The 14,686-nt window shown below is 55.6% G+C and carries 14 protein-coding genes and 2 tRNA genes; 13 read left to right on the top strand and 3 right to left on the bottom strand.

The annotated features are described in order from the left end of the window. Positions 1-122: 122 nt before the first annotated feature. From BU251_RS07475 to BU251_RS07465, 3 genes are all read right to left on the bottom strand, one after another. The gene (locus BU251_RS07475) at positions 123-1,604 is read right to left on the bottom strand and encodes an NfeD family protein (protein WP_128700492.1); all 1,482 of its coding nucleotides are present in this window, start codon (positions 1,602-1,604) and stop codon (positions 123-125) included. Next, on the bottom strand, positions 1,601-1,990 hold the full coding sequence (locus BU251_RS07470) for a hypothetical protein (RefSeq protein WP_128700490.1): 390 nt from the start codon (positions 1,988-1,990) through the stop codon (positions 1,601-1,603). The genes BU251_RS07475 and BU251_RS07470 overlap by 4 nt, the downstream gene beginning before the upstream one ends. 345 nt (positions 1,991-2,335) lie before the next feature. Beyond that, positions 2,336-2,411 (bottom strand) — tRNA-Ala (locus BU251_RS07465). A gap of 183 nt (positions 2,412-2,594) precedes the next feature. Here BU251_RS07465 and BU251_RS07460 point away from each other — a divergent pair. The 13 genes from BU251_RS07460 to BU251_RS07400 all read left to right on the top strand — a co-directional run bounded on the left by BU251_RS07460 (position 2,595) and on the right by BU251_RS07400 (position 14,679). After that, complete coding sequence (locus BU251_RS07460) at positions 2,595-3,437, top strand: deoxyribonuclease IV (RefSeq protein ID WP_164908919.1); 843 nt, start codon at positions 2,595-2,597, stop codon at positions 3,435-3,437. 36 nt (positions 3,438-3,473) lie between these two features. Continuing rightward, on the top strand, positions 3,474-5,921 hold the full coding sequence (leuS, locus tag BU251_RS07455; protein ID WP_128700486.1) for a leucine--tRNA ligase: 2,448 nt from the start codon (positions 3,474-3,476) through the stop codon (positions 5,919-5,921). Then, positions 5,918-6,256, top strand: coding sequence for a ComEA family DNA-binding protein (locus tag BU251_RS07450; RefSeq protein WP_128700484.1), 339 nt, complete (start codon positions 5,918-5,920; stop codon positions 6,254-6,256). Before leuS ends, BU251_RS07450 begins: the two co-directional genes overlap by 4 nt. 63 nt (positions 6,257-6,319) lie before the next feature. Continuing rightward, on the top strand, positions 6,320-6,940 hold the full coding sequence (locus tag BU251_RS07445; protein WP_128700482.1) for a MotA/TolQ/ExbB proton channel family protein: 621 nt from the start codon (positions 6,320-6,322) through the stop codon (positions 6,938-6,940). Beyond that, positions 6,937-7,362, top strand: coding sequence for an ExbD/TolR family protein (locus tag BU251_RS07440; RefSeq protein ID WP_128700480.1), 426 nt, complete (start codon positions 6,937-6,939; stop codon positions 7,360-7,362). The genes BU251_RS07445 and BU251_RS07440 overlap by 4 nt, the downstream gene beginning before the upstream one ends. A 64-nt stretch (positions 7,363-7,426) precedes the next feature. Next, positions 7,427-8,953, top strand: coding sequence for a ComEC/Rec2 family competence protein (locus BU251_RS07435; RefSeq protein WP_164908918.1), 1,527 nt, complete (start codon positions 7,427-7,429; stop codon positions 8,951-8,953). 167 nt (positions 8,954-9,120) lie between these two features. Further along, positions 9,121-9,193, top strand: a tRNA-Thr gene (locus BU251_RS07430). A 159-nt stretch (positions 9,194-9,352) separates the two neighbouring features. Beyond that, on the top strand, positions 9,353-10,615 hold the full coding sequence (locus tag BU251_RS07425; RefSeq protein ID WP_128700476.1) for an MFS transporter: 1,263 nt from the start codon (positions 9,353-9,355) through the stop codon (positions 10,613-10,615). Beyond that, on the top strand, positions 10,593-11,888 hold the full coding sequence (gene rsxC / locus BU251_RS07420) for an electron transport complex subunit RsxC (RefSeq protein WP_128700474.1): 1,296 nt from the start codon (positions 10,593-10,595) through the stop codon (positions 11,886-11,888). Before BU251_RS07425 ends, rsxC begins: the two co-directional genes overlap by 23 nt. 77 nt (positions 11,889-11,965) lie before the next feature. Beyond that, on the top strand, positions 11,966-12,562 hold the full coding sequence (locus tag BU251_RS07415) for an RnfABCDGE type electron transport complex subunit G (RefSeq protein WP_128700472.1): 597 nt from the start codon (positions 11,966-11,968) through the stop codon (positions 12,560-12,562). Beyond that, complete coding sequence (locus BU251_RS07410; RefSeq protein WP_128700470.1) at positions 12,552-13,511, top strand: RnfABCDGE type electron transport complex subunit D; 960 nt, start codon at positions 12,552-12,554, stop codon at positions 13,509-13,511. The genes BU251_RS07415 and BU251_RS07410 overlap by 11 nt, the downstream gene beginning before the upstream one ends. Beyond that, the gene (rsxE, locus tag BU251_RS07405) at positions 13,508-14,101 is read left to right on the top strand and encodes an electron transport complex subunit RsxE (RefSeq protein WP_128700468.1); all 594 of its coding nucleotides are present in this window, start codon (positions 13,508-13,510) and stop codon (positions 14,099-14,101) included. Before BU251_RS07410 ends, rsxE begins: the two co-directional genes overlap by 4 nt. Next, positions 14,077-14,679, top strand: a complete 603-nt coding sequence (locus tag BU251_RS07400; RefSeq protein WP_128700466.1) for an electron transport complex protein RnfA — start codon at positions 14,077-14,079, stop codon at positions 14,677-14,679. The genes rsxE and BU251_RS07400 overlap by 25 nt, the downstream gene beginning before the upstream one ends. The last annotated feature ends 7 nt before the right edge of the window (positions 14,680-14,686 follow it).

Genomic DNA, 14,686 nt, shown 5'->3' with positions numbered 1-14,686 from the left:
TATTTTGTCACAAGCAGTTTGACCTTGTCAATTTTAATGAGGGCGTGACTTATGGGGCTGCATTCATAAGTCATTTGCCCGAATTAACCCGCCAACGCTTTGTGGCGGGCCGATCAGGGTTCTTATTTTGTCACAAGCAGTTTGACCTTGTCAATTCCTATCACTTTTATTTTTTCATCTTTGGCGATCGGCAATGGCCCTTTATTGATCGCGCTCCAGATCTCGCCATTCACAAAAACCTGGCCTTCTGCGTCAGGCGCCATATCTGTGCCGGCCTTGCCTTCTGTTCCTGGAAGACTTTCGGCCCCTGTCATGATCTTGCGGCGGTGGGCCCGCACGACGTTGGTGACCAAAAAGATCGCAATGGCCGCGACAGACAGGACCAAAGGCAGGATGATGTTCAGGGAGATGGTCAGGCCGCTGAAAGATGAATCAATCAGCATGAGGGACCCCAGAAGCATGGAGACAATCCCGGCCAGCGTCAAGAGGCCGAAAGTGGCCGGTGTCAGGGCTTCGGCGATGAACAGAATGATCGCCAGGCCGATAAGAAGGAAGCCGGCAAAATTGACCGGCAGGATCGCAAAGGCGTAGAAGGCCATGACGAGAGATATGACGCCGGCGACGCCGGGGAAGATGACGCCGGGATGTGTGATCTCGATAAAAAGCCCCAGGAAGCCTATCATCATAAGGATATAGGCGATGTTGGGGTTGATCAGCGTATTAAGAATATTTTGTCTGGTCGTCAGGTTTGTGCGGTGTAGGAGCGCATTTTTAGTATTTAAAATGACGGTTTTGTTATCGGCAATGACGATCTGGCGGCCGTCCAGTTTTTTCAGGAGATCGTTCGTATCTATGGCAATGAAGTCGATGATGCCTTTGTCCATGGCTTCTTTTTCCGTGGCGGAAACGCTTTTAAGGACCGTTTCTTTGGCCCATTCCACGTTGCGCTTCCTGTTTTTTGCGATCGTTTCAACCCAGGCGACGGTGTCGTTGAGGACCTTGTCCTCCATGACGTTTCCTGTCTGGGGGGCTGGTGCTTCTTCATTCTGCGGAGATTGTTTTTCTTTCGTCCGCGGCGATATTTTCTGTTTTTTCTGGGACCGCAGGGTTTCCGTCAACTCTTCGATGGCTTTTTTGAGCGGGCGGTCTTCTCCCTTTTCTCCGTTGACGCCCACGGGGTGGGCTGCGCCGATGTTCGTCGAAGGCGCCATGGCGGCCACGTGGGACGCTAGGGTGATGAAGACGCCTGCCGAGCCGGCGCGGGAGCCCGAGGGCGCGATATAGGTGATGATTGGAATCGAGGCGTTCATGATCTTTTTAACGATGGCGCGCGTCGATTCCAGGAGGCCGCCCGGCGTATCCAAGATGATGATCACACCCTGATAGCCGTCGTCCTCGGCCCTTGTGATGCCTTTATCGATATAGTCGGCGACGACGGGTCCGATGATTTTGTTGTCGATGGTGAGGATCAGAAACTGGTCCTGGGTTTGGGGTTGAGGTGTCGAAAAAGAAGGCGGCAGGACAGAGAAGAGGATACCTAAGAGCAGGACCAGGATAAAGGCCTGTCTGCGGCGGCTTTTAAAAAGAGGCGCAAAGGTTTTCATGGCTTAAACTCCGCTTTGATGGATCGGCTATGGAAATAGGCGATGACGGCGCTGTGATAGAGAATCGAGATGATATTTTTGACGTCGGCGGCGATGGTTGTTTCTAGCTCGCAGCAGAGCACGATGATGCCGGCGAAAATCAGGACCTTGCTGAGGATGACCCATCCCGCAAAAAAGATCAAAAGTTTTCTCGTATAAGGCCGTCTCAAAAGGATACCTGCGCCCAGGCAGATCGAGATCAGGCTGCTCGTGATGACAAACGTCAGAACGTTTGGAGGCTTGGGGAGGAATCCTGCGAGAATATTGCGGCCTATCGCGGCCAGGGTGACGGTGCCGATGCCGATTTCGATCAGACCGAAGAGAAGAATGCCTTGTTTTGGCTTCATGAGCCGGGGTTAGGCACGACCTTGTTGGTTTACATTGCGGTGGTGGCGCCGAAACTCGCTATGACCCTTGCCGGGTTATTGACGCTCGTTCCGGCATCCACCATCTTTTTTGCCTGTCGGGGACTACATTAAGGATGGGGCGTCGAAATAAGCTGCTTCGCTTGTCCTCTTCGAGGAGGCTCCTCTTCGCTACGCACTCGCTGTGCAACGCTTATTTCGACATCCACCACTTTTTCCCTTGTCGGGAAAACATTAAGGTGGGGGCGCCGAAACTCGCTATGACCCTTGTCGGGTCATTGACGCTCGTTTCGGCATCCACCATCTTTTTCCATTGTCGGAAAAAGATGGTGGAGCTGACGGGGATCGAACCCGTGACCTCCTGACTGCCAGTCAGGCACTCTCCCAGCTGAGCTACAGCCCCAATTGATCTCTAATATTAAAATGGCTTAATAATCATAGTATAGAGCATCGGGGTTGTCAACATTTAAAGGAGGGGTAGAAGAGGGGGCGGTTGGGGGTTTTGCGCCGTCAAATGTTGTTGAAGGCTTTGCGGTTTTGTGTTAATATCACCCTATTCGTTTCGAAAGGCCTCGAGAAAACCCTCATGTTCCTGGGTGTCCACGTCTCTATAAGCAGGAAAATCTACGAATCTGTCGACAGGGCGGCGGGCCTTGGCTGTAGCGCCATGCAGATCTTCTCCAGGAATCCCAGGCAATGGAGGCAGCTGGAGATTGGGGAAGAGGACGCCAGGGAATTCAGGAGAAGACGCAAAGAACATGGCATCGGGGTCGTGGCCGTCCATGCGCCATATCTTATAAATCTGGCAACGAGTTACGGCCCTCTTTATAAAAAATCCATCGCGGCCTATATTGAAGATATGCATGAGGCCGCTCTTCTGGGCGCCGAGTATCTCGTGACCCATATGGGCAGCTATAAGAACAGCACGCTTCCCCGCGGGCTTAAGGCGTTCATTGCGGCCGTCAATGAGATCCTTAAGGAAACCAAGGATTTGAGCGTCAAATTGCTTTTGGAGAACACGGCCGGTTCCGGATCGTGGCTTGGGGCGACGTTTGACCACCATCGCAGGATCTTCGGACATGTCAAAGACAGCCATCGGCTGGGAGTTTGCCTGGATACGGCGCACGCCTTCGAAGCGGGATTCGATATCCGCAAGCCCCGGGTCGTGGATATGCTCCTGGCCCATATCGAAGAGAGGACGCGCAAGGGCGCCATCCGCGTCGTCCATTTCAATGATTCGATGACGGCCCATGCGTCTCACCATGACAGGCATCAGCATATCGGAAAGGGCTTGATCGGCGCCGCCGCCCTGAAATACATCGTCAACCATCCCGTATTGCGCGAAGCGGCCTTTATCCTTGAGACGCCGAAGGAAACGCCGCGCGCAGACGCCATGAACATGAAACGGCTCAAGGCGATGGTCGCATGATGTCGTCTTAAAACTGAAACTGCAAGTCATAAAACCATGGATTATCATTTTAAAGATCTGGAAAGCAAGTGGCAGAAGATCTGGGCCGAGGATAAGCTTTACAGGGCCGTCCCGGACAAGGCCAGGCCGAAATATTACGTCCTGGAGATGTTTCCTTATCCGTCGGGCCGCATCCATATGGGGCACGTGCGCAACTATACCATCGGCGACGTCGTGGCCCGCTACAAGATCCTGCAGGGTTTCCAGGTGCTGCATCCCATGGGATTCGACGCCTTTGGCCAGCCCGCCGAGAATGCCGCCATCAAGCATAAGTCGGACCCCGAGACTTGGACGCTCAAGTGCATCGACTGGATGAAGCAGGAACTCCTGCGCATGGGGTTTTCCTATGACTGGGACAGGGAGATCTCCACCTGTCTTGCGGAATATTACCGGTGGAACCAGTGGATCTTTCTGAAGATGCTGGAGCGCGGCCTGGCGTATAAAAAGGCCTCCAGTGTGAACTGGTGCCCTAGTTGCGAGACGACTTTGGCCAACGAAGAGGTCGTCGACGGCGGCTGCTGGCGTTGTCACACGCCTGTTGTCGAGAAAGAGCTGGAGCAGTGGTATCTTAAGATCACCGCCTACAGCGATTGCCTCTTGGACGACCTGGGAGGGTTGGAGAATTGGCCGGAGCGCGTGATTGCGATGCAGAAGAACTGGATCGGCAAGAGCTTCGGCGTCGAGATATTCTTTAAGCTGGAGAAGGGCGACATATTGAGGGTTTTCACGACGCGGCCGGATACGATTTTCGGCGCGACCTACGTCGTTCTGGCGCCGGAACACCCTCTGGTGAAAAAGCTTATTTCGGGAAAGCCGCAGGAACAGGAGGTTTTGCGGTTTATCGACCGCGTTGCTAAAGAGACCAAGCTGGCGCGGGTCGCCGAAGACGTCAAAAAAGAGGGATGTTTTACGGGCGCTTATGCCGTCAATCCCGTCAACGGCGAGAAGATCCCTGTCTGGGTCGCGGATTATGTCCTGATGGAATACGGCACAGGCGCCATCATGGCTGTGCCGACGCACGACCAGAGGGATTTTCTGTTTGCCAAAGAGCATGGCCTGCCCATGCGTGTCGTGATCCAGCCCAAAGATCAGCCGCTGGTCGTGGAGACGATGCAGGAGGCCTTTGAGACCGAAGGCGTCATGGTCAATTCCGGAGTCTTCGACGGCCAGGACAGCAGCGGCGCCAAGAAGAAAATCTCCCTCTGGATGGAAGACAAGATGATGGGCAAGATCGCCGTCCACTGGCGGCTGCGCGACTGGCTCATTTCGCGCCAGCGTTACTGGGGGACGCCCATCCCCGTCGTCTATTGCGCTTCCTGCGGTGTTGTCGGCGTGCCGGAAAAAGACTTGCCTGTTGTCCTGCCCAAGAATGTGACATTCACCGGAGAGGGCGGAAGCCCGCTGGCAAAGGTCAAAGAGTTTGTCGAGACAAAATGCCCCAAATGCGGCAAGCCGGCCCGCCGGGAGACGGATACGATGGCGACGTTCATCGACTCGTCGTGGTATTTTTTAAGATTTTGTTCTCCGCAGTGCGCGACAGCGCCCTTTGACAAAGAGGAGGCCGCTTATTGGATGCCCGTCGACCAGTATATCGGCGGCATTGAGCACGCCGTTCTGCATCTTTTGTATTCCCGTTTTTATACGAAATTTTTGGCGGATCTGGGACTGGTCGCCGTGCGCGAGCCGTTCCAGCGCCTCCTGACACAGGGCATGGTGCTCAAGGAAGGCGAGGTCATGTCCAAGTCCAGGGGTAACATCGTCGATCCGGACGAGATCATCAAAAATTACGGCGCCGATACCTTGAGGCTTTTTATCCTTTTTGCGGCCCCGCCCGAGGCGGAGCTCGACTGGAATGACAAGGGTATGGACGGCGCCTGGCGGTTTTTGAACCGCGTCTGGCGCCTGGCCGACGGCCTCGGGACAGCTGCCGGCGGCAGCCGCATGTCGTCTCAAGGCCTCGACGCTGTCGTCAAGAAAATGCACCAGACGATCAAAAAAGTCACCTCCGACATGGAGGGCGGCTTTAAGTTTAATACCGCCATCTCCAGCATTATGGAACTGGTCAACGAGCTCTACAAACTTACGGAGGACGAGCAGCGCTCGAGCGTTGCGGCCCAGGCCGTCAGGGTCCTCGTGGTCCTTTTGGCGCCTTTTGTGCCGCATATCTGCGAGGAGATGTGGCGGATGCTGGGCAACAAGACAAGCGTTTTTAAGGCGTCATGGCCGTCTTTTGATCCGTCCCTTCTGGTCGAAGAAGAAGCGACCTACGTTGTCCAGGTCAACGGCAAGGTGCGTTCCAGGCTTTTATTGAGCGTTGACGCAGGAGAGGAAGAGGTCAAGCAGGCGGCCCTGGCTGATCCGAAGGTCAGGGAGTGGACGGCCGCCAAAGCTGTCCACAAGGTGATCGTGGTGCCTAAAAAACTTGTCAGTATCGTCGCGTCATGATTTCATTGACTTCCCAGGAACGGAAGATCCTTATTTTTCTATGCGTCCTTTTGAGCGTGGGTCTTTTTTGGGCGCACGGCCGCAAGGCCTTTGGCTGCAACAGGAGCGCTGTCGAGGTCTACGCAGATGCGCAGGTGCCCTGTGTCGTGGATCTCAACCGGGCCACCATGGCGGAGCTTGTGGCGGTGCCGGGGATCGGCGAGAAGACGGCGCAGGAGATTTTGCGGGTCCGTTCGCTTAAAGGCCGCTTCAACTCGGTCGAGGAACTCAAGCTTTTGAAGGGGATCGGCGACAAAAAGGTCGCCGGTTTTAAGAAATATTTGTTCGTCAGATAAGATCAGGCACTCGGCGGCCGCTGGTCTCTGATTTCAAGGCCGGCGGTCGGAAAGGGGTTTCGCATGTTATTTTTCATCGTTAAGGGCGGGATTGTGATGGTCCCGATCATCCTGGCCAGCATTGTCGGCGCCGGGATCATCGTGGACAGGTTTATTGTCATCCGGCGCGTCTATCGGCTGGACATGCAGAAATTCTCCAGGGACGTCCTGGATCTCGTCGACAAGGGCAAATACAGGGAGGCCCTTGTCCTCTGCGGCCAAAAGAAGGATTATCCCCTGGCGGCCATGTATGCGGCAGCCATTGAAAACCGGCTCCTGTCCCGCTTGGAACTTGAGAAGCTTCTGGAGCGCATGGGCAACCATGCGGTCAAGACACTGGAGAAGAGGCTGGGAGGCCTGGTGTCTGTCGTGGGAATATCGCCTCTTATGGGTTTTCTGGGGACAATCACGGGTCTTATCCGCGCCTTCATGGCCTGGGAGAAGGCCGGCAACGACGTGACGGTCAGCGCTCTCGCCGGAGGGATTTACGAGGCCATGATCACGACCGCCGCCGGGCTCATCGTCGCGATCCCGTATTACCTGTGTTACAATTATTTCATCAGCCGCATCAAATATTTTTCCCATGAACTCGACGACTATTGCTCGCAGCTCTTGGAGCTTTTGACAAGAGGGAAGGTCCTGTGAAGATCGCGCCGACCAGGAAATACATGTTCAACCTCGAGTCCGTCGCCATGACGGACATCGTCTTGAACATGTTTATCTTTTTCTTCATTTCGTTCAGCCTTCTTTATACCTTCAATCCGACGAAGGACAAGGTGATCAAGGTCAATTTGCCTTCGGCCAAACACGTCATGAATCCCGGTTCTCCCGGCGGATATGTCACGATCGTCCTTTCCGGCGAAGGCCCGTTGTATCTCGAAGGCGAGGTCGTGACGTATAAAGAGTTGGAAGACCGCCTCATGCAAAAGAAGGCGGCCGAACCCGGCATGACGGTCATTATTCAGGTCGATCGCCTGGCGCCGTTCAAGAATGTCGTACGCGTCCTGGATGTTTTGAACGGTCTGGGGATCGAACGGCTGCGCATCGCAGCCCAGCAGGAAAAGTAGCTCTCCCGCACGCACCTCTCGCTCGACAAGGTCCTTTCCCGCAAGCGCTTTCCCAAGGATGGTTATGGAAGGGCGCCGTCTCGTGTCTGTGCCTCCGGTCGTGGTTTTTACCCTATGTTACGTCTCGGGCATTCTTTTGGCCTCCGGTTTACATCCGGCGCCGGATTATTTCCCGGTGTTTCTTTTGTTCGCTTTGGCGGCTTGTTGTTTGACGGTCCGGCGGCCGAAAGGGTTCATTTGCTGCGCTGCCGGTTGCGTCGTTCTTTTCGGCATGTATGCTTTCAGCGTCAGGGCCATACCCTCAAAGGATATCGTTGCCGTCTGGACGGGGTCCTGCGAGGTCCGCGGCGTTATCGTGACGGATGACGATCTGTCGGGAAATTTCTCCCTGAAAGCCGAGGAGATTTGCCGGCAGGGCGAATGCCGCCGCGCCGGCGGCCGCGTGCGTGTCCGCGTCAAAAAGGCCTTGCAGTCGCAAGTCTTCGGCACCTCGGAGAAAGACCGGCCTCTTTTTTACGGCGACCGGGTGGCGTGCCGCGGCCGCCTGTCCCCGATGAGTTCTTTGAGCAAGGTTTTTCGGGCCCAAGGAAACGATGCGGTTCTTTGGCTGCAGGCGCCTGTGGCGCGCCGGGGATGGAGTAAGGCTGCGGCGCATACCCGCGGGGTATTTTTTGCCCGGCAGTATTTTTCCAGGCGCATCCGCCTTTTTCATTCGGGCGAGGCGGCACGAGTTTTGGAAGGCATCCTTTTGGGCAAAAGGGCGGAATTCCCGGAGGCGCTGCGCCAGGATGCCGTCAGGGCAGGGACATGGCATATTTTTGTCGTCAGCGGCTCGCATGTCGGGATCATTGCCTTCGGCGTGATGGTCCTTTTGAAAATATTTCGGTTCAAGGGGAGAATCAGGGCAGGGGCGACGGTTCTTCTTCTCTGGGCCTATTGCCTTCTCACTGGAGCTTCGGCCCCTGTTGTGCGCGCCACCGTCATGTCTTGCGCGTTCATCTTTTGTCTTGTCGTCGAGCGCAATCCATTATTTTTGAATGCGCTGTGCCTGAGCGGGTTAGCCATTCTTTTGTTTGATCCTCTTCAATTGTTTTCCAGAGGATTCCAGTTGTCTTTTTTAAGCGTGTTTTTTATTTTTTGGGTGTATCCCCTTGTAGACCCGGCCGCCCTATTTGAAAAATATCTGTCCCGTCTGCCGCTGTTGAGCCGCTGGAGCCGGCGGCTGGCCGCCGGAGGGGCGGTGTCCTTCTGCGCCTGGCTGGGGACAGCGCCCCTGATCGCCTATGCCTTCGGCAACCTGTCCTTGATCGGCCTGATCGCCAATATGGTCGTCATACCTCTCTCGGGGCTTGTGATGGCGGCCGGTTTTTCCTTCCTTTGCTTTTGTTGGTTTGCGCCTTTGGCGCGATACCTGGCCCTTGCCGATGATCTTTTGGTTTTTGTCTTTCTGTGGGCCAACAGGTTTTTCGCCGGCATGCGCGGGGCGTTCTTCTGCGGCTTCTGCTTGCCGTGGCCGGCCGCCCTGGGCATCTATCTGCTTATTTTCCTGATGGTTGCGGCCTTGAAAGGGAGAAAGCGAATCCTCTCTTGAGTTTAAAAAAAAGTTTTGCTATAATCAGACATTCCAAAGGACATCCCGTCGTTGAGCAAGTAGATTTCGTGCCGATGTAGCTTCCCGACGCTCACTTGCGTTCGGTCGGGATCCCGACTTCCGCCGACTGGCGGAACGTCGGGACAGTTGGTATAAGTAGATTTCATGCCGATGTAGCTCAGTTGGTAGAGCAGCGCTTTCGTAAAGCGCGGGTCGGAGGTTCAATCCCTCTCATCGGCTTATCTTTTCGAAGAGCCGGTAAAAGGCGTCACGCCAGGAGGTTTCCGCCAAAAAGATTGGCGGACCCGCCGAAGTTCTAGTGGCGGGCAATCCCTCTCATCGGCTTATTTTGTTGACCCCGTTAGAGAACAAGGTTCTCTAACGGGGTGAATCCTTTCTATGGCCCGATTCCGCAATATTCTTCGAAACCGTAATTTTTCTCTTCTCTGGCTGGCGCAGATCATTTCGCAATTCGGCGACAGGCTTGACCAGATGGCGTTGATCGCTCTTGTGCATCGTTATGCGCCAGGATCGACGACGCAGATGGCCAAGATCATGGCCTTTACCATCGTGCCCGTGTTCCTGATCGGTCCGGTTGCCGGCGTGTATGTGGATCGCTGGGACAGGCGCCGGACGATGGTCGTCTGCGATATTTTGCGCGGCATCTTGGTCCTTCTTATCCCCCTATGGCTGATGCGGCTGTCCTCTTTATGGCCCATCTATATCGTCGTTTTTATCGTGTTTTCCCTGGCGCGTTTTTACGTGCCGGCCAAGATGTCCATCATCCCGGACTTGGTCAAAGCCGACGACCTGCTTTTGGCGAATTCCCTGGTGAATACGACGGGGATGGTCGCCGCCATGTTCGGCTTCGGCCTCGGCGGCATCCTTGTCGGCATGGTGGGGGCCCAGGGCGGTTTTACGATCGACGGCGCCAGCTTTTTGATTTCGGGCATCATGATCTTTTTCTTGAGCACGAAGCTCATCCGGCAGGCCAAAAAGGAAAAGCTGATCGAGGTGGGCAAGGATATCGCGGATGTGATCCGTAAATCCGCCCTGGAAGAGATGAAGGACGCGGTCAACTTCCTGAAGAAGGACCCGCGCATAAGCTCTTGTTTCGGCATCCTTTTCTTCCTATGGGCTGCGCTGGGCGCAGTTTATGTGGTGGCGATCGTTTTCGTGCAGGAGGCCTTTGCTTCCGTCACCAAGGAACTCGGTCTCCTGGTGGTCGCGCTCGGCCTGGGCCTGTTTGTCGGCTCCCTGGGTTATGGCCGTCTGGGCCAGAAGACCTCGGGGATGAGGACGATTTTCGCTTGTATTCTGGCGGCTGGGGTGATATTATCTGGCTTTGTCGTGGCCGTTATCCGGTTGCCCCACCTATTGTTAGCGATGGGCCTGGCTTTTGTCCTTGGCCTTGCCGTATCTCCCATCATGACGGTCACCAACACCATGGTGCATCAGCTGACGGATAATTCCATGCGCGGCAAGGTCTTCAGTTCCCTTGAAGTCATCATGCACCTGGGTTTTCTGGCGAGCATGATGATCGCCGCGCCCCTGGCCGACCGCATCGGTTCGGTGAAGATCCTCCTGGGCGTCAGCGCTTTTCTGGTCATTGCAGGCATTGGAGGGTTATTGAAGTTCTATGGTCAGGATCGAAGAGCATAAACATCTCACCGAGAACAAACCTATCGAACAGGCGGCCCTGCCTCGCCGCGTGGTCATCCCCCTCGTACAACATTTAGGAAAAAGGCTCGACCGCGTGTTTGTCAAGGCGCAGGACCATGTCAGGCGCGGCGATTGCCTGGCGACGTCGGACAAGGGCGTCTTTGCTCCCGTGCATGCGTCCATCTCCGGGACGGTCAAACAGGTCGCCGATTTTCCGCATCCGGTTTTTGGTTTTTGCCGGGCCATCGAGATCGAGTCAGACGGCAAAGACGAGGCGGCGGAGTCGATGAAGCCACGGACGGCCGGGGAGATCGCCTCGCTGACGGCGGCCGATATCAGGACCATTGTTTTTGAATCCGGCATCGTCGGTCTCGGCGGCGCCACGTTTCCGACGCATATCAAGCTGGCGCCCGCCCGGCCGATAAAGGATTTTATCGTCAACGGCGCGGAGTGCGAACCGTATTTGACGGCGGACAGCCGGCTTATGATCGAGAGATCCCTTCAGATCATCGAGGGGGTCAAGCTTGTCGCCAGGACCATACAGCCGGAGAATGTTTTTATCGCCATCGAGGACAACAAGCCGCAGGCCATCCGTCGCATGAAGGAAGCAGCCGGGTCCCTGGGGTGGCACGTGGTCGTCCTTAAAACGGCCTATCCGCAGGGCGGCGAGAAGCAGGTGATCAAATCGTGTCTTCGCCGGGAGGTCCCGCCGGGAAAACTCCCTTTTGACATCGGCGTCCTCGTGCAGAACGTCGGCACGGTGTTTGCCGTTTACGAGGCCGTTTATTTCCGTAAACCCCTTTATGAGCGCGTGATGACGGTCTCCGGCGCATGCCTGGAGAATCCGAAGAATCTTCTGGCGCGTTTGGGAACGCCGGTGAAAGATCTTTTGGAGCAGTGCGGGCCGATGACAAGGGAGCCCAAGAGGATCATTATGGGCGGGCCGATGATGGGCATCGCCCAGTTCACGCCTGAGGCGCCGGTGATCAAGGGGACGAGCGGCATCCTGGCCTTGGACGAGGATGAGGAAAAGGAACAAGAAGAGTCTTTTTGCGTGCGTTGCGGGCAGTGCGTCGAGAATTGTCCCATAGGCCTGAATCCTGGCCTGATCGCGCTGGCCATCGCCAAAGGACGACTGGACTTGGCTCAAGAGTACGGGATCATGGATTGTATCGAATGCGGCTTGTGCGCCTATCTGTGTCCGGGCCGGCGCCATATCGTTCAGGCGATCAAGGCGGCGAAAATCAAAATCAGGAAAGGAAAAACAACCTAATCGTTTCCGCCATAGAGCGATGGCGGATTCAATTCGCACAGCGACTTATGTTTCCATAAGTCGTGTGCTCATTAAACATGCAAAATAATTTTGTCAGGTATGCGGCGACATTGGCTATCATCTGCTTGGCGGCTTCAGGGCTTTTGAGCGTTGTGTATAACGTGACGCAGCCGAAGATCGCGGCCCAGGCGAAAATGGAGGAAGAGTCGGCTCTCCAGGATGTCTATCCAGGGGCGGCGCGTTTTGAGCCGGTGGAAGACAAGGGAAGCGTTTTTTATTACAAGGCCTTGAATACATCGGGCGATCTTCTGGGATATGCCTTTAAGGCGGAAAAGAAGGGATATTCCAGCACGATCGTGACCATGGTGGGCATGGATACCAAGGGCATCATTCAACGCATCAAGATCCTGTCACAGAATGAGACGCCTGGACTCGGGTCGCGCATCGAAGAAGTCAGGCAAAAAGAGACGTTCTGGGATGTTGTCCTCAGGAAGGCCAATATCTCACAGAAGCCTCGGCCGTGGTTTCAGACCCAGTTCGAGTCCAAGAGCTATAAGGGCCTGGAGCGCAATGTGGAAACGATCACGGGCGCCACGATTTCTTCTTTGGCCGTCATCGTTTCCGTCGAAGAAAAAGCCGGAAAAATCATGGAGAGCGTACAAGATGGCCGATAAATTTTTTGTGGCACATGCCCCCCATATGCGTAAAAACGAGTCCATCGCCGGCATCATGTGGCGGGTCAATCTGGCGTTGATCCCGTCGGGCCTGGTCGCCCTGTTTATCTTCGGGCCGTCGGCGCTGTGGGTGGTCCTGTCGAGCGTCCTGGCGGCTGCCGGGACGGAGGCCTTGATCCAGAAGGCGCGGGGACAAAAAGTGACCGTTTGCGACGGCAGCGCCTTTATGACAGGGCTTTTGTTGGCCTATAACCTGCCGGCGCACTGCCCGCTTTGGGTGGCGGCGGTCGGCAGCATCTTTGCCATCGCCATTGCCAAGCAGGCCTTCGGCGGGTTAGGCCGCAATATCTTTAATCCGGCCCTGGCCGGCCGGGCGTTTCTTATGGCGGCATGGCCGAAATATATGACGACGTTCACTAAGCCGTTCGTCTATGACGCCGTGACGCAGGCGACGCCCCTGTCTCTGATCAAAGAAGGCAAGGCTTCTGGGGTTGTCGACCTCGGCCTTTCCTACTGGGACCTTTTGATCGGCAACCGCGGCGGCGCGCTCGGCGAGGTGTGCATCCTGGCCTTGCTTTTGGGGGGCGTTTATCTTTTGTACAAAGGCATCATCAGCTGGCATACGCCGGTCAGCTATGTGGCCACCGTCGCTGTTTTCATGTGGGCCTTCGGTTCCCCGGATGGTTTCGGCCGGGGCGATGCGCTTTTTCAGGTCCTCTCCGGCGGCCTGGTCCTGGGCGCGTTCTTCATGGCGACGGATTACGTGACGTCGCCGGTCACTAAAAAGGGCCAGGTGATTTTCGGCGTCTGCTGCGGCCTGTTGACGGGCGTCATCCGCCGCTGGGGCGGATACCCCGAAGGCGTATGCTATTCCATCCTGATCATGAATGCGGCCGCCCCGCTGATCGATCGTTTCGTGCAGAAGCGCAGATATGGAGCGAGTCGATGAAAAGACTCTGGCACGAATTTATCAAGGGCATTTTTTCGGAAAACCCCATCTTTTTCATCGTCCTCGGTCTTTGTCCGACGCTCGCCGTCTCGACATCCGTCAATAATGCCGTCGGGATGGGGTTGGCGGCGACGTTCGTTTTGGTCTGCTCCAATGTCATCATTTCGGCGATCCGCAGGCTTGTTCCGGACAAGATCCGCATCCCGTGTTATATCGTCGTGATCGCCGCCTTCGTCGTCATCGTCGAGATGGTCATGAAGGCCTATGCGCCGGCCTTAAACAGGGCGCTGGGCGTTTACGTGCCTCTGATCGTCGTCAACTGTATCATCCTGGGCCGGGCCGAGGCTTTTGCGTCGAAAAACCCGGTTTTGCCGTCGCTGGCCGACGGCCTGGGGATGGGTCTGGGGTTCACTCTGGCGCTCCTCATCATCTCGGCGATCCGCGAGACCCTCGGCAACGGCACCTTGGCGGGCTTAAGCATTTCTCATCGCTTTGAGCCGGCGCTTGTCCTGTCTCTGGCGCCGGGCGCGCTCCTCATCCTGGGGCTTCTTATGGGAGTCATTAAATGGGCAAGATCTTTGCGATCATAATCAGCAATCTCCTCATTAACAACTATATCCTCTTTAGGTTCATGGGGCTTTGTCCTTTTTTGGGCGTTTCCAAGCAGACAAAGCCCGCTTTCAGCATGGGCCTGGCCGTTATCTTCGTCCTGCTTTTGTCGGGCGCCATGACCTGGGCCGCCTACAATTATGTTTTACTTCCTTTCAGGATCGATTATATGCGCACGGTTGTTTTCATCCTGGTCATCGCCGCATCGGTCCAGTTCATCGAGATGGTCATCTTGAAGATGTCGCCGGCGCTCTACCGCGCGCTTGGCATCTATCTGCCCTTGATCACGACCAATTGCATCGTTCTGGGCGTGACGGTCATCAATACGGAGGATTTTTTTGCCGGAGGCAAGGCGATCACCGGAAGCTTCGGCTATTCCGTGCTTCAGGTATTTTGCGCCGGGGTCGGTTTCCTTTTTGTCCTGATGTTGATGTCGGGTATCCGCGAACGCCTTGAGCTGGCGGACATCCCCGAATCGATGGAGGGGCTCCCGATCGCCTTCATCATCGCTTCGATCATGAGCCTGGCTTTTATGGGGTTCGTAGGTATGAGGATATAACGGCAAC

The sequence above is a fragment of the Candidatus Velamenicoccus archaeovorus genome (assembly GCF_004102945.1).
Taxonomy (GTDB): domain Bacteria; phylum Omnitrophota; class Gorgyraeia; order Velamenicoccales; family Velamenicoccaceae; genus Velamenicoccus; species Velamenicoccus archaeovorus.
Note: the sequence above shows the minus strand (reverse complement) of the source record. Positions and strands in the feature narration are given on the sequence as shown.